This window comes from Scytonema sp. PRP1 (assembly GCF_036697665.2).
Lineage (GTDB): Bacteria > Cyanobacteriota > Cyanobacteriia > Cyanobacteriales > Nostocaceae > Kalymmatonema > Kalymmatonema gypsitolerans.
The window spans coordinates 82105-103699 of record NZ_JBAHYJ020000081.1 but is presented as its reverse complement, the minus strand read 5'-3'; the positions used below and the strand labels follow the sequence as shown (position 1 = coordinate 103699).

Annotated in this window: 19 protein-coding genes and 1 pseudogene; 9 read left to right on the top strand and 11 right to left on the bottom strand. The window is 43.1% G+C overall.

Annotation, left to right across the window (positions count from 1 at the left end; translation table 11 throughout):
- Window positions 1-18: 18 nt before the first annotated feature.
- Both V5G28_RS18575 and V5G28_RS18570 read left to right on the top strand, forming a co-directional pair.
- Window positions 19-1608: a S8 family serine peptidase gene (locus V5G28_RS18575; RefSeq protein WP_332987327.1), complete on the top strand. Its 1590-nt coding sequence runs from the start codon at window positions 19-21 to the stop codon at window positions 1606-1608.
- Between the two features lie 290 nt (window positions 1609-1898).
- Window positions 1899-3227, top strand: a complete 1329-nt coding sequence (locus V5G28_RS18570; protein ID WP_332987326.1) for a serpin family protein — start codon at window positions 1899-1901, stop codon at window positions 3225-3227.
- Here V5G28_RS18570 and V5G28_RS18565 read toward each other — a convergent pair.
- The gene (locus V5G28_RS18565; protein ID WP_332987325.1) at window positions 3196-4464 is read right to left on the bottom strand and encodes an AI-2E family transporter; all 1269 of its coding nucleotides are present in this window, start codon (window positions 4462-4464) and stop codon (window positions 3196-3198) included. The genes V5G28_RS18570 and V5G28_RS18565 overlap by 32 nt on opposite strands.
- Before the next feature lie 120 nt (window positions 4465-4584).
- Between V5G28_RS18565 and V5G28_RS18560 the strand changes: the two are divergent.
- Window positions 4585-4992 (top strand): annotated as a pseudogene (locus V5G28_RS18560) (hypothetical protein); the annotation flags it as partial.
- A 310-nt stretch (window positions 4993-5302) separates the two neighbouring features.
- Complete coding sequence (locus V5G28_RS18555) at window positions 5303-6709, top strand: LCP family protein (RefSeq protein ID WP_332987324.1); 1407 nt, start codon at window positions 5303-5305, stop codon at window positions 6707-6709.
- Between the two features lie 725 nt (window positions 6710-7434).
- Here the strand turns inward: V5G28_RS18555 and V5G28_RS18550 are convergent.
- Entirely contained in the window at window positions 7435-8358 is a 924-nt protein-coding gene (locus tag V5G28_RS18550) for an alpha/beta fold hydrolase (protein WP_332987365.1), read from the bottom strand.
- Window positions 8359-9624: 1266 nt separating this feature from the next.
- On the opposite strand from V5G28_RS18550, the gene pyrH reads away from it, so the two are divergent.
- The 3 genes from pyrH to V5G28_RS18535 all read left to right on the top strand — a co-directional run bounded on the left by pyrH (window position 9625) and on the right by V5G28_RS18535 (window position 13144).
- Window positions 9625-10353: a UMP kinase gene (pyrH, locus tag V5G28_RS18545; protein WP_073633634.1), complete on the top strand. Its 729-nt coding sequence runs from the start codon at window positions 9625-9627 to the stop codon at window positions 10351-10353.
- Window positions 10340-10888, top strand: a complete 549-nt coding sequence (gene frr / locus V5G28_RS18540) for a ribosome recycling factor (RefSeq protein WP_096569608.1) — start codon at window positions 10340-10342, stop codon at window positions 10886-10888. The genes pyrH and frr overlap by 14 nt, the downstream gene beginning before the upstream one ends.
- Window positions 10889-12019: 1131 nt before the next feature.
- The gene (locus tag V5G28_RS18535; RefSeq protein WP_332987322.1) at window positions 12020-13144 is read left to right on the top strand and encodes a geranylgeranyl reductase family protein; all 1125 of its coding nucleotides are present in this window, start codon (window positions 12020-12022) and stop codon (window positions 13142-13144) included.
- A gap of 7 nt (window positions 13145-13151) precedes the next feature.
- Here V5G28_RS18535 and V5G28_RS18530 read toward each other — a convergent pair whose 3' ends face one another.
- The 4 genes from V5G28_RS18530 to V5G28_RS18515 all read right to left on the bottom strand — a co-directional run bounded on the left by V5G28_RS18530 (window position 13152) and on the right by V5G28_RS18515 (window position 15836).
- A complete protein-coding gene (locus V5G28_RS18530; protein ID WP_336231183.1) occupies window positions 13152-13337 on the bottom strand; it encodes a hypothetical protein in 186 nt (61 codons plus the stop codon).
- 57 nt (window positions 13338-13394) lie between these two features.
- A complete protein-coding gene (locus tag V5G28_RS18525; protein WP_332987320.1) occupies window positions 13395-14015 on the bottom strand; it encodes a hypothetical protein in 621 nt (206 codons plus the stop codon).
- Window positions 14016-14209: 194 nt separating this feature from the next.
- Window positions 14210-15094, bottom strand: a complete 885-nt coding sequence (locus V5G28_RS18520) for a CPBP family intramembrane glutamic endopeptidase (RefSeq protein WP_332987364.1) — start codon at window positions 15092-15094, stop codon at window positions 14210-14212.
- A 271-nt stretch (window positions 15095-15365) separates the two neighbouring features.
- Entirely contained in the window at window positions 15366-15836 is a 471-nt protein-coding gene (locus V5G28_RS18515) for an AbrB family transcriptional regulator (protein WP_332987319.1), read from the bottom strand.
- Between the two features lie 1303 nt (window positions 15837-17139).
- Between V5G28_RS18515 and V5G28_RS18510 the strand changes: the two genes are divergently transcribed.
- A complete protein-coding gene (locus V5G28_RS18510) occupies window positions 17140-18144 on the top strand; it encodes a succinate dehydrogenase/fumarate reductase iron-sulfur subunit (RefSeq protein ID WP_332987318.1) in 1005 nt (334 codons plus the stop codon).
- A gap of 46 nt (window positions 18145-18190) precedes the next feature.
- Here the strand turns inward: V5G28_RS18510 and V5G28_RS18505 are convergent, their stop codons facing one another.
- The 5 genes from V5G28_RS18505 to psbX all read right to left on the bottom strand — a co-directional run bounded on the left by V5G28_RS18505 (window position 18191) and on the right by psbX (window position 21039).
- On the bottom strand, window positions 18191-18316 hold the full coding sequence (locus V5G28_RS18505; protein WP_332987317.1) for a hypothetical protein: 126 nt from the start codon (window positions 18314-18316) through the stop codon (window positions 18191-18193).
- Window positions 18317-18477: 161 nt separating this feature from the next.
- Entirely contained in the window at window positions 18478-19005 is a 528-nt protein-coding gene (locus V5G28_RS18500) for a TolB family protein (RefSeq protein ID WP_096569580.1), read from the bottom strand.
- 73 nt (window positions 19006-19078) lie between these two features.
- On the bottom strand, window positions 19079-19636 hold the full coding sequence (locus V5G28_RS18495) for a TolB family protein (protein ID WP_332987363.1): 558 nt from the start codon (window positions 19634-19636) through the stop codon (window positions 19079-19081).
- A gap of 46 nt (window positions 19637-19682) precedes the next feature.
- A complete protein-coding gene (locus V5G28_RS18490) occupies window positions 19683-20606 on the bottom strand; it encodes a Ycf66 family protein (protein WP_332987316.1) in 924 nt (307 codons plus the stop codon).
- 316 nt (window positions 20607-20922) lie between these two features.
- Window positions 20923-21039 (bottom strand): photosystem II reaction center X protein, encoded by a 117-nt coding sequence (gene psbX, locus V5G28_RS18485; RefSeq protein ID WP_332987315.1) that lies wholly within the window; start codon window positions 21037-21039, stop codon window positions 20923-20925.
- 259 nt (window positions 21040-21298) lie between these two features.
- On the opposite strand from psbX, the gene V5G28_RS18480 reads away from it, so the two are divergent.
- Window positions 21299-21589, top strand: a complete 291-nt coding sequence (locus V5G28_RS18480; RefSeq protein ID WP_332987314.1) for a YggT family protein — start codon at window positions 21299-21301, stop codon at window positions 21587-21589.
- Window positions 21590-21595: the final 6 nt, after the last annotated feature.

The following is a 21595-nucleotide window of genomic DNA, read 5'->3' as shown; positions in this document are numbered from 1 at the left end:
CATCTGTTAACTGAAACTATGCCGAACAAACAAACTTGGATAATTTGCGGATTGAGTGCTTGTTGCTTAGGTGCGCCGGTACTTGCTGCTGTAGAATCTCCTTTTGGAACCAATGGTATTGATGCTCTTAGACTACACCAACCTCCATATAATTTAATTGGTCGCAAGATTGCTATTGGTCAAGTGGAGATTGGGCGTCCGGGAAAGTTCGGGTTGGATAAAGCAGTCTCTAAAAATCGCGCAGTCTCCTTAGCAGGAGCGTTCCTCCGCAATGCACCTGCTAAGTCAAATACGGGTGTTGACCCCCACGCCTACAATGTAGCTAGTATCATGGTCAGTACAGATAAAGGCTTTCGTGGAATTGCCCCAGGAGCAAGGCTGTATTCCTCTGCAGTAGGTGGTGGTAAAAGCTTAGGTCAACCACAGGAGTGTTTGTCTGCGCAACATGTAGCGCTACAAAATGGGGGAGATGTCCGCGCGATTAACTTTAGCTTTGGTGAACCTTTAAACCGTGACCCACGACCAGACGCTCTTTTAGATGGTAACGCCTTACTCACTTTATGTATTGACTGGTCTACTCGCGTTCACAATAGTTTATATGTCATTGCAGGCAATCAGGGAAAGGGCGGCATTCCCATACCTACTGATAATTTTAATGGAATGAACGTGGCTTTTTCATCGCGTCGGGGAGGAATTTTTAATAAAGTAGACGTTTCTAATTTGGCTGCTGTGAGTGAACTAATGATGATGCGGCTTGCAGGAAAGGAAATTAATCTTGGTCCGCGTCGTGCGATTGGTCTAGTTGCTCCTGGAAATAACATTCCTTTGCTCAATCCAGATGGGAAAAATAATAAAGTCACGGGTACGAGTTTTGCATCGCCTCAGGTAACGGCTACAGTAGCCTTATTGCAGGAGTTCGGTGACAGACAACTGCGCACAAAACAACGCAACTGGAGCATAGATTCTCGCAGACATGAAGTGATGAAAGCAGTACTGCTGAATTCCGCAGACAAAGTCCAAGATAATGGCGATGGTTTGCGTTTAGGAATGACGCGATCGCTGATTGATAAACAAAATCAAGACTGGCTGGCTTCTGATGCATACAAAGACCCAAAAATTCCCTTGGATGCCCAAATGGGAGCTGGTCATTTGAACGCGTTTCGTGCTTACCAACAATTTAGCGCTCTTCAATGGAATCCAGCGCAAACTGTACCAGCTATTGGCTGGGATTATCGCACAGTCAATGCAGAGAAATCTGTAGAATACCAGCTAGCAAAACCCCTAAAGCAGGGGAGTTTTGTTTCTATCTCCTTAGCTTGGGATAGATTAGTAGAACTCAATGATAAGAATAAAAACGGTCAGTTTGATGCAGGAGAAAATTTTCGCAATCGCGGCTTAAACAACCTCAACCTTTATCTAGTCAACGCTGATGATAATGGAAATGCTAACGCTATATGTTCCTCAATCAGTCAAGTTGATAGTGTAGAACATATTTTCTGTCCCGTTCCTACTACTGGTAATTACAAAATCCGTGTTCAATTTCAAAAGCAGTTCAACCAAGCAACTCAACCCTATGCTTTAGCTTGGTGGACTATACCTGTGAAGTAGGAGATGAGGGAGGGAGGGAGGGAGATGTATTTAACAATTATTTAGGAATAAATAACCTTAAGTAAATTGAGATTTCTTCTTTGATATTTTTGATATTACGGAGGTGCGCGAGCAGCAGTTATTAACCCAATTTAGTTATTAATACTTATTGACTAATCACCCTAATCACCTGTTACCCAAAGAAAATCAAAAACTGTACAATTACTGTTGCCAAAACTGTAACGGCTTAGAGATCATGTCACCTAAGATGCCATAGTCAAAACACAGACTCTGGCGATAATGGTGGTAACATGAAGCAGAAATTCAGCAATGCTCGGGAAAAGTTCCTGCAAAGACGTTACGGTGTTCGTTTGGGGAGACGTTACGTTTTGGCTGCTGCTAGCGTTGTGCTTATGGGTGTCATAGGATGCTCTCAAGTTAATACTAGCACGAGTGCGTTTGCCCAATCACGTCTACCTCGCTCAGAATCTCCTATATCAAAATCAGCATCAAATCCTGACAGCAAACTTATTGCTGCCAACACCAAATTTGGGTTTAAACTGTTTTCGGAAGTTTTGGAAAAAGACCCAGGCAGTAACATTTTTGTTTCACCTTCTAGTGTAGCAATTGCCCTTGCCATGACTTACAACGGTGCGAGTGGCACTACAAAAGAAGCAATGACTAAAACGCTGGAGTTACAGGGGTTGAACTTGGAACAAATTAACTCCTCTAACGCGGCGCTGAAAAAATTACTAGAAAACCCAGACCCGAAAGTGCAACTGACAATTGCTAATTCGCTTTGGGCAAACAAAGACACCAACTTTAAACCAGATTTCTTGCAAAGAAATAAAGATTTTTACACAGCTAAGGTTACAAATTTAAACTTTACAGATGCAGGTGCGCCTGACATCATCAATAATTGGGTTAATGAGAATACACGCGGAAAAATTAACAAAATAGTTGAAAAAATCGAACCGGATCAAGTGTTATTTCTCATCAATGCTATCTATTTTAAAGGTAGCTGGACAAATGAATTCGACAAACAGCAAACAGCAGAATATCCATTTTACCTATTGTCAGGTAAGCAGAAACAGCACCCAATGATGTCGCAATCAGATGACTATAGATACTATGATAATGAACAATTTCAGGCAGTCAGTTTACCTTATGGTCAAGATGGTAAGATTAGCTTTTATATTTTCTTACCGAAACAGAACTCTAGCCTAAAAAGCTTTTATCAAAACCTGAATGCAGAGAACTGGGAAAATTGGATGACTCAGTTCAGCAAACGGGAGGGATTTGTTCGCTTGCCTCGCTTTAAAATGGACTATGACGTGACGCTGAATAATGCTCTGACAGCTTTAGGTATGGGTGAAGCTTTCAGCAACAAAGCCAATTTTTCGCTCATGGGTAAAAATTTAAAAATGAGCGAGGTCAAGCATAAAACTTTTGTTGAGGTTAATGAAGAAGGTACAGAAGCTGCTGCTGCCACTTCGGTGACAATTGTACCACTGTCAGCTCAAGTACCAACACAAGAGCCATTCCGAATGATTGTTGACCGTCCTTTCTTCTGTGCGATTCGGGATAATCAGACAGGAAGCCTTTTGTTTATGGGTTCAATTGTGGAGCCACAGTCTTAGAAGGATTGGCATCAGAACGGTTAGCTTGAACATTTGGAGGCGATGCTTCTCCAACAACGGGTGCAGCTACCTCAACCGAATGAGCTTCTGAGCGCGTTAGATTATCAACAGCAGTGTTATCAGTTTGGGCGTTATAAGATTCTCCACTGCCTTCAGAAACTACCTCCACATTATGACTGGAAGCAGAAGGACGCAAAGCACTTAAAGCAGTCTTAATAACAACAGCGGTGGGTACCGCCACAATGACACCCAAAAGCCCACCAACCCTTGCACCTGTCAAAACTGAAACAAGTGCCCAAACTGGATTTAAACCCGTAAAAGTCCCTAAAATGCGGGGACCGAGAATGTTTTCCAAAATTTGCTGCACAATGACGGCGGCAATTAACATCCTTGCCCCCATCCAAACATCTTGTAATGCTACAAGTAAGGTCGTGGTGGCAATACCTACAGTTCCTCCATAGGGAACGAGAGCCATGATGCCAATAGTTAAGCCAAAGAGCAGACCAAATGGGACTTTCAACCACAAAAAGGTGGTAATCAGGGCTGACGCCATACAGGTAGATAAAATGAGCTGGGTGATGAAGAAATTTTGAAAGCTCAGGCGTATTGTTTGAGAAAAAGGCTCGCGAAATTTGCTCGGTAGCCAATCTACCAAACTCTGCCAAAGTTCATCTCCATGCTGTAAGAGAAAGAAAGTCAACACCATTGTCAAAACAAAGTCCAGGAGGCTGGTGAATGTGACAACCGCCAGATTCAAAACTTGTCCGGCGATCGCCTGCAACTGTCCCTTGACACGGTCGTTAATTTGTACTACTAAAGCATCAAGGTTAATCGGTAAGCCAAAGCTTTCTGCTTTCTCGTTGAGCATCATCAACTGCGATCGCCCAGAATCAATTAATTCTGGTATACGAGCCACCAGTTGCTGAGCTTGGGTCAGAGCTAACGGGAAGAGAGTGACACCCAACGCCAGTAAAATCGATAAAGCGAGTAAAAAGACTAAAATAGCAACTTGCTCTCGCTTGGCACCATGACGCACCATCCAACTTACAGGGTAGTTGAGCAGAAACGCTAGCACTGACGCTCCGACTAAAATGACAATGAGCGAGTGAAAGTAATGAAAAATTGCTGAAATCGCCCAACCGTTGAGCACTAGCAGTGGAGCGAACAGAGCGATCGCCAAAAATCGTGCTAAGGGTGTGAGTGTTTGCCACCAGTTTAAGAGCTTGCGTGTCTGCATCTGCCGATTACGGGATACAACTAAATAAAATTCTTTTCTATAGCTTATTATCTCTGACTACATGACTGTGATTCATCCCTCTTGTTTAGGATTACACTTACCCAAATGAAAAATTTTGCTATGGGAACTGCGAATTGGGGATTGACGTTCGGGGAAGAATTTTCTCTATTGGTAATTTCTCATCCCCAACCGCTCATCCCCAGTATTGCCACTCCTGGTAGGAGGCTGCTTTTGTACTTGATTCCAATCATTGGTTTTTTCCTATCTCTATGGACGTACCACCGTCAGGGAAGTCGGGAACAACTTGCTGTGAGTCGTCTGTCAATAACTTTGGTATTGATCTGGCTTTTGGGTTACCTCTTGCTAGCGGCTGGGGCGGTAACTTCAGACTTTTTAACACTGCGTCTACTTATCCTTAATAGCTTTCTCACCTCTAGCTACTTTTTGGTTCGTATCTGGTTAATTGTTCGTGTAGCTAAAGGCAAATCAAAGCGGTTGTCCGTTGCAAGTCGCTTCGCCTCGATAGTGCGCATGCAAATAACTATGTTAAATCTTAAGGGATCAAGGCAACTGGCAGTGTTTCTACTTGTATATGCCAAAAAACTACGCTTAATTTTCCTAACAACTCTAGTTAAATCTCTTTTGCGATTATCATACTTCAAGAAAACCTCTCCGGATTTGCCAAAAAATAGGAGAATTACTGCAATAAGTGTTTTGGTTAACACTCTTAGTGGCAAATTTACCACTGATAATCTAAGAGTTAGGTATTATGGGTTAATTTCTCTGTTTCCATAGCAGCAGATTTTCCGGATTTTATTCAGTAAGTGTGAGGAAGTCAGTGACCATTCAAAGAACTTCGGCGCAAGAAAACCATTCCACAAACACTAACAATTTAAGTGATAAAAATGCCAGCAACCATAAATCTGGACGGTGGTTGTGGTTTTGGGTGGCTATGAGCGGTATTGCAATGGTGTCAGCAACTGCAGGGGCGCTGTTGGCAGTTTCTTTAACAAGTACACCTTTAATGCAAGCTTCTTTAAGTGCAGATGAAGCGGCGGTGTTTGATGGCGATCGCATTTCCGGGAGTGGGTTACGATTTTCAGAATTAACTCGCCCGGTGAATATCTTAATCATGGGGATGAGCGTACTTCCGCCCGATGTGCGAAACCCTCCCGGTGAAACTAAAAATCTTAAATATCTGCCCCAAGTCAACTCCTTTGATGGTCTTGCTGATGTCATGCTCTTGATCAAATTTGATCCAGAGAAGAAAAAATTAGTCATGCTTTCTATTCCCAGAGATACCCGTACACAAATAGATGGACACGGTTTCAAAAAAATTAATTCCACAAATGTTATTGGTGGACCTGCTTTAACTGCCAAAACTGTTAGTAACCTCTTGGACGGGGTAGGAATTGATCGCTATATTCGGATTAACGTTTTGGGAGTTGGTAAGCTGATTGACGCTTTGGGTGGAGTCACAGTTTACGTACCCAAAGATATGAAATATCAAGATGATTCTCAGCACTTATATATCAATTTGAAGAAAGGAAAACAGCATCTCAACGGCGATCAGGCACTACAACTTCTGCGCTTCCGACGTGATGAGAATGGAGACATTGGTCGAATTCAGCGACAGCAAATGGTCATGCGAGCGCTGATGGAGCAATCTCTCAACCCAGCGCTCGTCACTCAATTGCCCAAAGTTCTTAACGTCGTTAAAGAACACATTGATACTAACTTAACACTTGAGGAGGTAGGAGCACTGGTGGGTTTTGGGCTAAGAACAAACCGCTCCAATATGCAAATGTTAATGCTACCTGGTCAATTTGGTCAACAAGGGGGCTACTGGATTCCAGATAGCCAGCGCATTAATAGTATGGTGGCTCAGCACTTTGAAGTGGAAACAGATTCTACACCTCAGGTAGTAAATCCGGCTTCTTTGCGAATCGCAATTCAAGACAGCACAGGTAGCGATAAAGCTAATCTCCGACCTTTGATTAGAGCATTAGAAAAATCTGGCTATACTAACGTCTACGTAGCTAAAAGCTGGGGTGAACCCTTAGAAGTGACTCATATTGTTGCCCAACAAGGAGATGGTAGCAGTGCCGAATCAATTCGCAACACTTTAGGAATTGGAGAAGTGCGAGTAGAAAGCACTGGCAATCTCGGATCTGATATTAGTATTCAAGTGGGTAAGGATTGGTTACAACACAGAGAAATCCTTGAGAACCCTGTCCAACCTTAAGCTTGAGTGTCACGAATGTTCTAGCAACAGCTTACAGCAGAATTCAGGACTCAGGACTCAGGAGGAGGCAGTGCGGTGGTGAACCAGTGCTCTTGGTAAGGTTTCCCACCGAGCTGCAACTGGTGAAAGTGTTCCCCGGCATAAAGCAACTGCCGTTCAGAAGTAAAATTTGCTTTATATTTGTGTTCTGCGTTCTGTGTTCTGTGTTCTGCTGTTACGATAAATCTATTTTTGCAAGAAGTTTTTTTACCAAAAATCTGGGTATAAACCCCCGCCCTTCTAGGGCGGCTTTATATTTGTCAATTGTCTTTTTAGGTTGTAATTGTGTGTAGGTTGCTGCTAAACTGTTCTTTGGCGGTAATGCGCACATATAAAAAGCCTAGTAGGTCGAGTGGACAACTCCTGAGCCACCAACCCTGGGGGCAATAATCCCAAAATCTTGTACAAATGTGGGAGTGTTAGAAAAGCTTAATAAATAGCCTCAGTGCCGTCGGGCAGTCGGTGCAAGGGCGGCTTCGGGTAAAGTAATCTGAAAGAGTCGATTCGTCCGCTTGTTTGGAACTCCCAATGAAGCAGGAATCCCCATGCCTTTAGGCGCTCGGAGTGTCAAATAACAAATAAGGATACTGAGTTTACACTCCCACGGTTCCAGGTATGCCTACGGCACTCCTGAGGGCAAAGACAATCGCGCCGTGGGATTCGTAAGCAGGAGCAAATCAACTTATCTAACTAAGTTGCCGTATTGGGTTCGTGGCTGATTGCTTCCAAATCCAGTCTTGTATAATCAAATTCACCACTTCATGAGTTTCATCTTGGGGACAATGCCCCACGCCTTCTAAAGGAATAAACTTTTGCACTTGTGGAAAGTTGGCTAACTCTCTACCTAACTCAACTGGTTCCCAAGGATCTGCTGTTCCCCATAAGATCATCGCTGGACAGGGTAGTTCAGGTAAAAGGTCTTCAGCTAAAGGACCTGAGGAATAAGAGGTAAAGGCGAGGAAAACAGCTACAGCTCCTGGATCTTGTGCTGGTGCTGTGAGTATATCTACTAACTCTTCTGTGACTGCTTCAGAATTAGCATACGCTTGCAGAAGAATTTTTCGTACTGTTTTCGGTTTGGCGACTTGATTAAAAAAGAAGTCGCCAATTGGTTTGACAGATAGTATACGTTGAAGTATGGGCGCTCCGAAGCGCCGATGCCACGGTAAAGTTGCCCGCTTGCGATCATGCAATAGCCGCAGGGAACAGTTGAGCAGTGCAACTCCTAATGCGATGTCTGGGTTACTTACTGCTGCTTGCATTACTACAATACAGCCAATGGAGTTAGCAATTAAAAAAGCAGGTTCACCCACGACCTCACGGCAAAAATCTGCCACTTGCTGTCCCCAAGTTTCAATTGTGTAAGCAATTTTCTCACCAGGTTTTGGTTTCGCTGAACTGCCAAACCCAATCAAATCAATAGCATAGACACGGCAGTTATCCGCGAGCACGGGTATATTTTTCCGCCAGTGACACCATGATGCTCCGAAGCCATGCACTAAGATAACGGCTGGTCCGGTGGTTCCTTGGGTTTGGTAGCAAATGGGAAAGCCTTGCCAAATCCAGGTTTTTGTTGAGGTTAATGCTGGAGTGGAAGTAGAGGTCGTCATCGAAGATAGATAATGAGTACAAGGAGTAGATATGCAGCTTTTTGCTGCAGGCATTGCTGTTTTTATTGTTACAGTACTTGCTCTTGTTGCAGTATTTAATAATGATTAATAATTAGCTTTAAGGCATTGAGCATAATAAAGAACTTGTTCCCCATTCCCTATTGTGATATAGGTAGTGTCATTTTCCTTGAGATTATTTTCATTGAGATTATTTAAGGATAAGGAGTCGCATATCTTGTAACGCAAACAGGGTTTGTGTCGTCGTAGTCGTAGTATTAGCATCATCTACTTGTGTCATGGCATTTCCCGGCTTTGATGTTGCTGTTACTTATGATAAAGCAGGTGTAGTTATATGACCCATTTCCTATAAAGCAACAACTACCTATCATTGTTGAAGTTGCGAAAACCGACCAAATACCCTTTTATAGGAATTCTGTGTAACAATGCGCTTTGTGGCTTAATTTGTCTAAAAAATAAGCAGATTTCATCAAATAAAAACAATTAACGCTCTTTAAAGCCCCAAAATTGCCCAAAAGCCAATTTCGATGGAACAACCAATGAAATCGATTTTTACACGGGTGTAGTCAAAACCTATTGGTGAAGGAATGGACAATCAGAGGACACTTGCGTGCCAGGGTTCCCCCGCCCTTGCAAAGTGTCTGTGCAAAAGGAGGACAGAGAAGTCTTTTTGTGACAACCAACTACTTATAACCACACCCTTGTTACAGAAAAAGTATTTTTGACTATATAGACTATATATTTGACTATTAATTTATGAATCTAGACGGTAGATATCCTAGCTTGGTTCCTAGCGTTGGAACTGCACAACTCAGTCAGAGCATATCAACAAGCCTAGCATTGCTCCTCGTACCCATACCTAAGTAGGCACTCGCGTTCAAGCAGGGCGCAGCCTTAGAATGGTACACAGTGCTTGGATGATTGCGATGGCGCTTTTCTCCCGCTTTACAGCGATGGGCGAACGCGAGTGCCTGTCCTCTGGACTCAGCCCCGCCTTTCCTGCAGAACGCTGCGCGAGGAGGCGATTGCAAGGGAGCGCAGTGCCGTAAGTCCGGAGGAGGCTTGTGCCAACACGCAGCGTCTCCGCTCTTGAGAAGGCGATCGCCAATTTGTTGAAAGCTCAAGAAATTCATCCCAACGAGACTGAATCAATTGGCACTTCTTTGGTATGGAGATAGAGACAGAATGCCACTGTATTGCTATCTTAAATTGGAGGCAATAACAAATTTTTGATAAACGCGTAACTTCATGGGAACAGATTACCGAAGGGTTTTACTTAAAGTGAGTGGTGAAGCCCTCATGGGCAATATGGGTTATGGAATTGATCCAGAAGTGGTCAAGGAAATAGCCGAAGAAGTAGCAGAGGTGGTATCAACAGGCGTTCAGATCGCCATCGTCGTTGGAGGCGGAAATATTTTTCGTGGCGTCAAGGCGGCGTCGGCTGGGATGGATCGAGCAACCGCTGACTACATCGGGATGATTGCCACGGTGATGAATGCTATGACATTGCAAGATTCGCTGGAACGAATCGGGGTACAAACGCGGGTACAAACCGCCATCTCTATGCAAGAAGTCGCCGAACCGTATATTCGTCGTCGTGCCATCCGCCACTTAGAAAAAGGGCGGGTGGTTATTTTTGGTGCTGGTTCTGGAAATCCTTTTTTCACCACCGATACGACTGCGGCATTGAGAGCAGCAGAAATTGAAGCTGACGTGATTTTTAAAGCCACTAAGGTAGACGGGGTTTATGATGCTGACCCCCACATCTACCCAGACGCCAAACGTTACAATACCTTAACATACGGGCACGTTTTGGCAAAAGATTTGCGAGTAATGGACAGTACCGCGATAGCCTTGTGTAAGGAGAATAATATCCCTATTCTTATATTTGACTTAACTGTGCGGGGTAACATCCGCCGAGCAGTCATGGGAGAATCGATCGGGACGCTTGTGGGAGGTTCTTGTGAAATTAGCTGAAGCTGAGAGTACGATGCAAAAGACCGTTGAATCGACTCAACGCGCTTTTAACACGATTCGCACTGGTCGCGCTAATGCGAGTTTATTGGATAAAATCACGGTGGACTACTACGGTTCGCCAACGCCCTTAAAATCACTAGCAAACATCAGTACGCCAGATTCGACAACAATTCTGATTCAGCCTTATGATCGCAATACTTTAAACTTGATTGAAAAGGCAATTTCCATGTCGGATGTGGGTTTAACACCCAACAACGATGGTTCCTTAATTCGGCTAAACATTCCGCAGTTGACGAGCGATCGCCGTAAAGAATTAGTCAAAATCGCCGCCAAGTATGCTGAAGAAGGACGCGTTGCCATTCGCAACATCCGCCGCGATGCTTTAGATACAATTCGCAAATTGGAAAAGAATGCCGAAATTTCAGAGGATGAAGCACGCGATCAGCAAGACAAACTGCAAAAATTGACTAACAAGTACACCGCCAGAATAGACGAATTATTGACAGAAAAAGAAAAAGACATCACAACCGTCTAGAAAGAACACGGGAAAATGCTTATCAGGGAGACGCGGTTTTCAACGACAAGGAGACATGAGCATAAGGTGAAGAGGACACAACGACAAGGAGACATACGAGATACGGGGAAATTTTTCACCGAAGACTTTCCCTGTCACCTCGTCTAGTTATCTCGACGTTATCACCAGTGTCACTACGTCTAGTCTTCTTCGCGTCCAATAGAAACCGCGTCAGTGCATCTCATAGTTTTTCCAGCATATAAATCAATGCTCATGTACTACCTCAAAATATTTTGTAGAAGTAGAAAATTAATTTTTGACTACTTGTGGCATAATATAAACTTTTTCAAAATTAACTCTGAAACATTTCATTTCCAAAATGTTTACTAAAAGTTAATGAAGAAAGATAAAAAATTGGTGAGAAATTTGTTATATTAATCCTATTTTATTTGTGTGAAAGTGCCTGCGCAAGTGCATAAATCGCGTATGCTCAGATTCCCGACTTCTTTAAGAAGTCGGGAATCTTGTTGTTCACGTGACTGAAGGCAGCCCGTAAAGCTTATGATTTAGGATTGCTATAACAGTGAAGCGAATGAATTTATTTTCGTATAAGTTGATAAAAAAGAGAGATTTTATGTAATAGGAAAAAATGTGTTTAAATCACCAACAATTATGCATATGATATTAATATAAAAAATAATATAAAATTTTAAATCAGTCGTGAAAATCTCTAACTTCCTTGAACTGTAGCCTCTGTTGTCCTCTGCACTTCATTTCTCAAAAATCAAATAGGACTGCTATAATACCACCGTAATTAAGAAAAAAAATGAAGAAAGTGAGTATACATAGTAAGATTTACGGATAAAGCATAGTTTATAAAGAATAAAGATTTACTCAGATATTGCACCCAACAAGAGCCAGAGGCTCTAATATCTCGTTACCAGGTTGAACCTGGTAACGAGCGTTTGGAGGCTGAGCCTCCTGACTGTTGCAACAGCTGCAAGATCTCAGTTTAGACAAGTCAAACCAAGATAGATGCCATTTTTAACAGCAAACTACGAAAATTAATGAAAGTCTCGTCAGACTGCCAATTTAGAAAATAAAAACAGAAAGTGGATAACTAAGAGATACAGGAGCAAAGACAAGAGCCATATGTATGACTGTATTATCGTCGGCGCGGGACCAGCTGGTGGAACAGCCGCATATCATTTAGCCAAGCGGGGACGTTCAGTATTAGTCCTGGAAAAAGAAACCCTACCAAGATATAAACCCTGTGGAGGTGGAGTGTCGCCAGCGATCGCCCAATGGTTTGACTTTGACTTTAGCCCTGCAATTTCAAGCACAGCAGACACAATTCGCTGTACCTGGAACATGGGCGAACCTGTGGAAGCTGAACTAAAAACTCCTGAACCAGTTTGGATGGTTAGGCGCGATGTATTTGACCATTTCCTGATTCAGCAAGCGCAAAAGCAAGGCGCTGAACTTAAAGATAATACAGCAGTTACAGGTATTGAATTTAAAGGTGACTCTTGGCAAGTCAATACAGCAAACGGATCTGTCAGTGGACGTTACTTAATCGCTGCTGATGGTGCAAAAGGACCAATGGCAAAATTCCTAGGCTTCAAAGACCGCAAACGCCTTCTAGCAGCAGCCTTAGAAGCAGAAGCATCAGCCAAAGTGGAGAACGGACACATTGCCCACTTTGAGTTTGGCATGATCAAAAACGGGTATCTGTGGAACTTTCCTAAAGCAGATGGATATTCTATTGGAATTGGCAGATTTCTGGGCGGTGGTGAAGCCCAAGATTTCAAGAGCATTTTGAACGAGTATGGCAGCTTGTTTGGTGTGGATATCAAAATCTGCAAGCAGTATGGACATGCCTTGTGCTTGTGGAATGGCAATCAAAAGCTGCACACTGAAAATGCAGTTTTAGCTGGGGAAGCTGCTTGTGTCGTTGACCCCTTCACAGCAGAAGGTATTCGCCCCTCAATTTTTAGCGGTATGAAAGCCGCAGAAGCGATCGACCAAGCCTTGGGTGGTGATATCAACGCCTTGGAAAAATACTCTGACACCATTAACGAACAATGGGGTAGTGATATGGCTTGGGCGCAGAAATTGGCTGGGGCGTTTTACCGCTTCCCAGGTATTGGATATAAAGTGGGTGTGAAGCGTCCCTCATCTGTCCAAATTATGGGCAAACTTTTATGTGGTGAACTGCGCTACAGCGAAGTCACTGGTCGGGCGCTCAAGCGCCTGGTTCCTGGTTTTGGTGGATAGTCATGAGTCAGGAGTCATTTGTCATGAGCATTGGACACATGACTACTGAACAAGTATGGCTAGAGTTCATGTTGTTAGCATCGGCTTGGATGGGGTTGCCGGACTGAGTGGAAAAGTTCGGCAAAGCATTGAATGACTCGCTTGCTTTGGGGCGTAGGGCGCGCTCCGCGATCGCAACTTGGGGCTTGTCCAAAACGTTCTCCAAAAGCTTTAATACAGCCAGTGGCAACTTCTGGCTTCATGTGCTTCTCTAAACTAGGGCTTTAGACAAAGAACGTTGAAAGGGTTGCAAGAAAATTCCTAAAATCTTATCAACTTCCTTAATGTAATATTCAATAGAATCGATACAGACAGTACTTTGTTCTAAAATCAAGAACTTCCAGTTGGTTCCAGTCGTAACAGCTCCATAGATAACTTCAATATCATTTCCTGCCCTTTGATTAAAAATCTGAGCAGCAAGCATTGTGGCAGCGCATTGCCCTAGCCCTGCTATAATATTCTCATTTTTTGCCTCAACCACTGTGACTACTGGAGCGCTGATAAAGTACTGCTCATCAGATGCACTAAGGATAAAGTCACAAAAACCAAAGAGACCTTGAGCTGGATCAACATTAAACTCTGTGCCAGAAAATAAGCTGATTCGATAATCCAGCTGTCGTCTGACCTCAGACAGGATGGGAGCAATGAGGAACTCGGAACGGGCTTTTTCAGTATTGATGGCAGTTGCTAAGGGTAAGTTTTCATCTAGCAAACCTGTCAGCAAGTCAGATGGCTGCACCGCTGCTACATCCCGAAATAAATTGCGAGTTTCGTTCAGAGTTAAGCTGTATGTATTTTTAGCTTTGGCGAGAGTAAAATCACTGTATGCCATCTGTTTTTAGTACTTCTCATTTTTAGCCAGTTGAAACTGACTTTAGCTGTTAGCCCAAACTTTAGTTCAAAGTTACGTGTTACTAAAATATGCCATATTCTTATTTTGCATGGCTTAAGCGTCTCCGCAACACATCAATAGCCCCATCCAAGCCCTGACTACTGATTTTTTGCGCCTTTGTCCATGAGCGCGCATTAAATATTCCCAGAAAAAACCCAAAAAATCCCCACAGTGAACAGTAAACAAACAATTCCAGCTACACCAGCAAGAGGTTTTTTATTCTTACCTGTCACCCAGTCCGAAACCTTACCTGTGTAATCAATCAGCTGTGCTGTGTCTAAAGTGGCGATCGCCCACACCCATCCAGCATGCAGTCCCCAAGCTAAGCCTAGACTCCCCCCATCGACAAACCGTGCTAGGACTAACACCATTCCCATGAACCAGAGCCCAGGTAATTGTGGTGTCGTTTCTCTTTGCTCCCAAACCAAATGTAGCAACGCAAAAATCAAGCTAGAAATGAGCGCTGCTACCCAAACAGAGTTATCCTTATTGAGTTCAGTAAACAGAAAACCCCGAAAAACTAACTCTTCAATACCACCTACAAATAACGCCACTAATAAAATAGGTAACAACACACCTCGCACAAGCTTGAAATTGGACCATTGAAAACAGCACCATCCCAGCCACAATTGCCCAGAAAATACCACTGCTATACTCAACACTCCCAAAGCTAAACCGAATCCCAAAGAATATAGAGTTGAAATGTTACTAATAAAGCCGTAATCTGAGAAAGGTGTATCGGTTAGCCAACTAGCTCCCCATAAAACAAAAGGTGCTAACAGGTAGAGAGATACGACTAAAGGTAACTTTTGTTCTGGTTGCAAACCTTTAGAGAGTTGCCACTTAAAGGCAAATGCTATGAGTGCTGCTATAGGCAACCAGCAACCCACCCAAACAATAAAAAAAGCTATCACAACAAACAATACTGGTGCATCTTTTAAAGATGACAGTAACAAGTCGGGTGATAGCTGAAATAACGCTATAAAATCAGCGAAAAAAACACGATACACTTCTTGCATAATAATTTTTGGCTTGGCAAGAGAAAAGCTTTCTTGATTTAGAGCAGTTTTCAAACAGGAATAGCAATGCTATCCTGCTTTTGCAACTGCCTCAAGTATGATTTATGAATCACTTTTCTTTATTTTCAATCAAGCCTTTGCCAAAGTGCTTAAATTCTGCAAGAAGTCTGATCGTATTTTTAAGTTGCAACAAATTTTAAAGCTTTCTATGTAGCTGTAGAGACAAGTGATAAAACTTTTGCCTTAAACTTGTCTCTACTATAAGAAAACTTTACTCGTCGTCTTCTTCGTCTTCGTCTTCTAAGTCTTCGTCGTCTTCGAGGTCTTCATCCTCATAAATTTCTGCATCTTCATCATGCTGGAGTAGCTTTTTATCACTATCAACTTGAATTAAATGAATATGCTTGTATCCCAGCTTAATTTCAAACTCATCACCCGGCTTTAAGCCCATAGCTTTGGTGTAAGTCGCGCCAATAACAATTTGACCGTTTTGATGTACGCTTACCCTGTAAGTCGGTTCGCGTCCACGACCATCTTTAGGTGCTTCTGGACTGAGAGGAATTCCTCTAGCCGACAGCAAAGCATCATAAAAATCAGTAAGATTGACACGAACTTGGTTATTTTTAGTAACTGTATAGTAACCACACTGCTTCGCTCTTTCTCGGCGTGGTAAAGTAGAAAGTTCTTTTACTTTAGCTAGCAGTGCTTTTCCAGTTAATGGTGCGGTGGCAGTTTCAGTCATTACGCTTCAAATATCCTCACTTTCTCCAAACTAATAAACAAGCTGTCTTTTGGCAATTATTGGCTTCTTGACATTTGCAAAAAGTTACCTAAGACCCTAAAATGAAGGGCTAATTCCTCCATACACTACAGCCACAAGAGAATCTCTTATGGTTGCCCACAATAGATTAAGGTCTAGTTGTCACAGGCATTAATTTTGCTAATTTTACGGCATTTTTAACCATTATTTGCCATCTGAAATGAGATAATTCTCTTTTTTGGCACTACAGAGTGGTACAACTTTGAGCAACCTTTACAAATGGCGGAGGCAAAACGTGCAGAGGATTTTCATCCCGCTTTTGTGCCGTTAAGTTCTACCACTAGAAACAAGTCGTAGACTCAACAAATTGCAGGCTTTTTACTTTCCTAGCTCTGTCTTTATTAACCTTGAGTCGTGTGGTTTTGCCCACTGATACTCAAGAAGCATAAGACAGCATAGTATTTTCATAAGGTTGTGCCGATATACAACCTTTTATCCTGCCAGTAGAAACCAGAAATTTCTTGTCTCTACTTTCTTACAAAGAAACAAAGCAGTAACAGCCGCCCTTACACGGCGATTGATACTGGTTTTGTTGCCTCATAATTTTATATTAAATAGTAGCATGGTTTAATAATAGCAAAATTGCTGTTTAATTTAGAATTAAAGTTGCTGATACACTTTTATGTAAATCCCTATCCTTGGGATGAGTATTACCGTCGGGATTTTATAAAAATTCATTTAATTTAGACAACCAGTTTTAAGGAGTGAGTTACAACCAAGAGTTTCTTGATTAAGAGGTCAAGATGTTCATTAAGAGCTTTAACAATTCTATATAACCAAAAAATTGGCGCTTCACGACTGCCATACGCGATTTTTTCAATAAGTGGGTCTTTCACTCGTATTGACATCAAGATACAGTTATAACCTAAGGAGCATTCAATTTGGAGATTTTCAGTTAAATGATGAACTTAAGCGCCATTTTCCCTGTCCCTCTCTCTTACTCGCCTTCTCCATGAACCCAAACACATGAATGAATTGTCAAGCAGCGATTACTTTTTTTTGCTGAGTGTGTTGACACATTTGCTGTCAAACCCATTAGGTGGTGATACAACTCAGATTTTCATGATTATCCTTAAAGTAGAATGAGTCGTTTAATCATCAGCCTATTAACAGCTACCTTTAAATTAAGGGCAGCAAGAATATAGCTCACTTGTTGGTGAGCTACCGATGTGTGGGAATAATTTTATAGATACGTATAGCAATTTCAAGACTTTGGTAGGTAACAATGGAAGTTCTTTTTAAGGTCATACGACAGCAACAAAATTCCTCCCCGGTTGTGCAAACTTACGTTTTGGATACTGAAGCAGGGAATACAATTCTGGATTGTCTCAATCGTATTAAGTGGGAGCAAGATGGAACATTGGCGTTTCGCAAAAATTGCCGCAACACAATTTGTGGTAGCTGCGCCATGCGAATCAATGGGCGTTCAGCTTTGGCTTGTAAGGAAAATGTTGGCAGTGAAATTGCCAAATTACAACAGACCGAAATAACGGGAGGTCATGCAAATGCCATTCCAGAAATAACGATCGCACCAATGGGCAATATGCCTGTGGTCAAAGATTTAGTCGTGGATATGAGCAGTTTTTGGAACAATCTTGAGAGGGTTGCTCCTTATGTGAGTACAGCAGGGCGTAGCGTCCCAGAAAGGGAATTTTTACAAACACCCCAAGAGCGATCGCGCCTTGATGAAAGTGGTAACTGTATCATGTGTGGAGCTTGTTACTCTGAGTGCAATGCTCGTGAAGTTGACCCAGACTTTGTTGGTCCCCACGCCCTTGCCAAAGCTTACCGCATGGTAGCAGACTCTCGTGATAGCCAAACCGAAAGTCGTTTAGAAGAATATAACGAAGGCACAAAAGGAGTTTGGGGTTGTACCCGTTGTTTTTACTGTAATTCTGTATGTCCAATGGGTGTTGCCCCACTAGAGCAAATCACCAAAATCAAGCAGGAAATTCTTGATCGCAAACAAGCAAGCGACAGCCGTTCAATTCGCCATCGCAAAGTATTAATAGACTTAGTCAAAGAAGGCGGCTGGATTGATGAGCGTCAATTTGGCTTACAAGTCGTTGGAAACTACTTTAAAGACCTCAAAGGATTGCTCAGTATTGTTCCCCTTGGGTTGCGAATGCTAGCCCGAAGTAAATTCCCACTTTCGTTTGAACCTTCACAAGGAACTCAACAAGTGCGATCGCTCATTGAAGCCGTTCAGCAACAAGAGAATAAAGTCTAGGAATAAGGTACAGACACAAAGTGAGTATTGAGGAAACCAGGAGAGCTCAAGAGCCGGGAATTTCTCCCTCATTCCCACGGTAGTTTGCACCGTCCGGGGAACCCCAACGCCAGTCACCTGCAATGGCTTCTCCGTCTGAGCGTGCTGGCTCCGCAACGCACTCCCTCCTCATTCTCCTTATCTTCCCCCACTCCCAATACCGTACGGGTACCCCATGTTCATTCCTCAAAGATCCCCCCTAACCCCCCTTAGTAAAGGGGGGGAAATTAGCCACCCTTAAGAAGGGGGTTGCGGGGATCAAGTCTTATCCGAACCGTATTGCCTTCATCTCCCTCAACGGGGGTCTTGAGGCACATTCAGCGGTTGTCCAGAACGGTTATAAATGAAAATATCCCATTGCCCATTCACGCTAGACTCAAAAGCAATCCTACTGCCATCAGCACTAATTGTTGGATTACGAACTTCTGCTTGCAGGTTGGCAGTCAAATTCCTTAATTGACGTGTTTCTTTGTCGTAAAGGAAAATAGCTGAGCGACCCTGACGACTACCAACAAACACAATAAAACGACCATTTTCAGAAACAGCAGGATGAGAAGCAACAGTATCAAAGGAATTTAAACCAGGCAAATCTACCAAAGTACGAGTGACCGTATCAAACATATAGATATCTTGGCTCCCTCGTCGATCACTCGCAAAAACAATATATCTTCTTGAAATTTGGGGATCTAATTCCGAAGCCGAACTATTCAGACTCAGACCCCCCGGATCATATCCATAATTGACTAGGCGCGGGTAGCCAGCACAGCCACCTAACAAACTAGCCAAGGCAAATATAGGTAGAAAAATAAAGCGTTTCGTCATTAGTCAAGAGTCAAGAGTCAAAAATTATTCTTCTTCCCTGCTCCTCTCATCTCCCCCATCCCCTCATTCCCCGTCACGGAAGCCCATCCACTGCTGCGCCGTTGGCAATATCTAACTCAATATTCGGTCCCCGGTCTAGAAGTTCAATATCCCACTGACCACGGCTAGCAGTTTCAAAAACAACATAACGTCCATTTGGGCTAATATTGGGATTTCTTACCCAAGCAGGATAAATCGGGGTAAGGATTTGTGACTGTTGCGTAGCGCGATCGTAAAGCGCCACAACTGGTCTACCTTGGTCGCTGGTGATATAAGCAATGTAACGTCCGGTATAGCTGAGGCTAGGACTTTCGGCAATTGTCTCTGGTCGGTTTAAGCCAGGTGTCGCAATAAACTGCTGCTGTTCCAAGTCATACAGTAGCACTTGACTACCATTGCGATTAGATACAAACGCTAAAAAACGACCATTCCCACTCAAGGCTGGTTGCTGCTCAGTGTAGCGGCTGTTGAGGGAAGTAGGTCCAATTGGGATATCGCTGTAGCTACAAGATACAAGTAAACTTGCCAATGTAAAACTGAGACCCCAAGGAATTTGTCTTTGGAGCCAAAAACTAGGTGTAATTTTTTTCACCTTAACTTTTTCCGTCGCCGCTTTCGCCTCCTCCACCTCAGCTTATTTACAAATCATCATCAAAATTTGATGAACTATCTTGATCCTTACCCGAACGCTCTGAGCGGTCTAATGGTTTGTAGTCTACATATTCAGTAGAAATCACCTCATCATCGTCGCGCTCTTTTCTTGGAGTTGATTCAGTGGGTGGACGCCGTCTTCTTGGTCTAGGAGTAACATCCTCATCGCGCGTTTCCGGACGCACTGGTCCATTATTCCCACGACGTGAAGGTCGTCTTTCTTCGGTAGTTGAGCTATCCCACTCATCAACTGGTTTGGTGGAAGCACCCCAATTTTCATCTTCAAAACTTTCAGAAGGACGGACAGAACGCCCAGAAGTACGGCGACGGGGTTTGTCAGTTTTGTCGCTTGTTGTCAGCCTTTCGCTACCATTGCGACGTTCTGGACGACGCGGGGGTTCATCTTCGTAGTAATCATCCCGAGATGAACGGTTATCCCTGCTACCAGAAATTCGACCACGTACCGGGCGCTCATCGTAATCATCATCATAAGGCAGTGGTTCTAACTCAGCGTCTACCTGTGCCTTGTACTTCTTGTTATACCTATAGTTGTCACTAACCTCTCGTTCATCATCCACAATAGGCGTGTTGCGCTTGGCTTGCTGAGTGGCTATACCGCGCAGACGAATACTTTCAACCGCAAAAAATATAGTTGAGCCTGCCAAAAGCAACTGACCAAATTGTAGAATTGGGTCAAGACGCCAACCTTGGAACACGAGAATGAAGCCGCACAGTAAGCCCACAGCGGCAAAAAAGATATCTTGATCGCGTGAGAGTTCTGGACGCACAGTTCGGAGAAAATAGAGTGCTGCCCCAGCCACAGCCAAGAAAATTCCTAGGATACTGGCTGAGTTTGCCCCAAAATTTACCTGAGCCAGAACACTGGCTGAGTTCAGCCCAAATATTAGCATTGTTGTTTACCCAATATTAGAATCTATGTTAGCGAGTTAGAATTTAAATCTCTACTGTAATCAGACACAATATACTTTAAAGACGCGAAGTTGCCTAACTCCACCTAGACGCCCGTAGGGCAGCTTTTCATGAGAGTTGAGCAACACTTACGCGTCTTTACATTATGACCTAAAGCTAACAAGCCTGTGTGTCGCTTTAGTATAAATATGCTTCTGTGAAGAATTGCTCAGAGTCAGCAACCATTGCAATTCAGTGACACAAACCGAGTTTGAGGAGTAGAGAAGCTGCAAACAGCGCTTCTCTACACAACTCTTATTAACGTTGGATTTTATCTTTCTGGCTGACAAAAATCAATCCTACTGTTGCGGGGATAACGACAATTGCTGTTCCCCAAACCAGACTCCAAAGAAAATTAGATAAAGAGGGCGTCATAGATTTCAACCTTTTTTTACATAGTTTATTACAATTCTAATGGTCTATTCGACCCTTGAGAAGCCATTTATGGCAGTGGGTAGTGGTTCAGGGTTAGTGCTACTTTGATAACGAAACAACGAAACAACTAACAACTGGCAACCACTATTCCCTATTCTCTTTTGTGTAGCAGGCTTTGGTTACAATTAGAGAAAGGCTTTACAAAGCTTAAATTTTATTCTCTGTCTGCTTTATTCACACAGAAAGTCAAGCTGATATCATGACTGGTGCTAACGTTGCCGCTTGGATTCTCGGTCCAGTGTTGGGACTGATGACATTTTTGTTTATTTTCCGGATTATTTTAACTTGGTATCCCCAAGTTGATTTGAATCGTTTGCCTTTTAATCTCGTAGCTTGGCCTACTGAACCGTTTCTAGTGCCGTTGCGAAAGATAGTACCACCTATAGGCGGGGTGGACATTACCCCAATCATTTGGGTTGGTATCTTCAGTCTTTTACGGGAAATTCTCCTAGGTCAGCAAGGACTGCTGACCATGCTGTCTCGTGTTTAGTAGAAT

Excerpts from the sequence above, each read along its gene's own strand:
- V5G28_RS18575 (WP_332987327.1), top strand. The coding sequence starts at position 19 with ATGCCGAACAAACAAACTTGGATAATTTGCGGATTGAGTGCTTGTTGC.
- V5G28_RS18570 (WP_332987326.1), top strand. The coding sequence starts at position 1,899 with ATGAAGCAGAAATTCAGCAATGCTCGGGAAAAGTTCCTGCAAAGACGT.
- V5G28_RS18565 (WP_332987325.1), bottom strand. The coding sequence starts at position 4,464 with ATGCAGACACGCAAGCTCTTAAACTGGTGGCAAACACTCACACCCTTA.
- V5G28_RS18550 (WP_332987365.1), bottom strand. The coding sequence starts at position 8,358 with ATGACGACCTCTACTTCCACTCCAGCATTAACCTCAACAAAAACCTGG.
- pyrH (WP_073633634.1), top strand. The coding sequence starts at position 9,625 with ATGGGAACAGATTACCGAAGGGTTTTACTTAAAGTGAGTGGTGAAGCC.
- V5G28_RS18535 (WP_332987322.1), top strand. The coding sequence starts at position 12,020 with ATGTATGACTGTATTATCGTCGGCGCGGGACCAGCTGGTGGAACAGCC.
- V5G28_RS18525 (WP_332987320.1), bottom strand. The coding sequence starts at position 14,015 with ATGGCATACAGTGATTTTACTCTCGCCAAAGCTAAAAATACATACAGC.
- V5G28_RS18520 (WP_332987364.1), bottom strand. The coding sequence starts at position 15,094 with ATGCAAGAAGTGTATCGTGTTTTTTTCGCTGATTTTATAGCGTTATTT.
- V5G28_RS18515 (WP_332987319.1), bottom strand. The coding sequence starts at position 15,836 with ATGACTGAAACTGCCACCGCACCATTAACTGGAAAAGCACTGCTAGCT.
- V5G28_RS18510 (WP_332987318.1), top strand. The coding sequence starts at position 17,140 with ATGGAAGTTCTTTTTAAGGTCATACGACAGCAACAAAATTCCTCCCCG.
- V5G28_RS18505 (WP_332987317.1), bottom strand. The coding sequence starts at position 18,316 with ATGAGGAGGGAGTGCGTTGCGGAGCCAGCACGCTCAGACGGAGAAGCC.
- V5G28_RS18500 (WP_096569580.1), bottom strand. The coding sequence starts at position 19,005 with ATGACGAAACGCTTTATTTTTCTACCTATATTTGCCTTGGCTAGTTTG.
- V5G28_RS18490 (WP_332987316.1), bottom strand. The coding sequence starts at position 20,606 with ATGCTAATATTTGGGCTGAACTCAGCCAGTGTTCTGGCTCAGGTAAAT.
- psbX (WP_332987315.1), bottom strand. The coding sequence starts at position 21,039 with ATGACGCCCTCTTTATCTAATTTTCTTTGGAGTCTGGTTTGGGGAACA.
- V5G28_RS18480 (WP_332987314.1), top strand. The coding sequence starts at position 21,299 with ATGACTGGTGCTAACGTTGCCGCTTGGATTCTCGGTCCAGTGTTGGGA.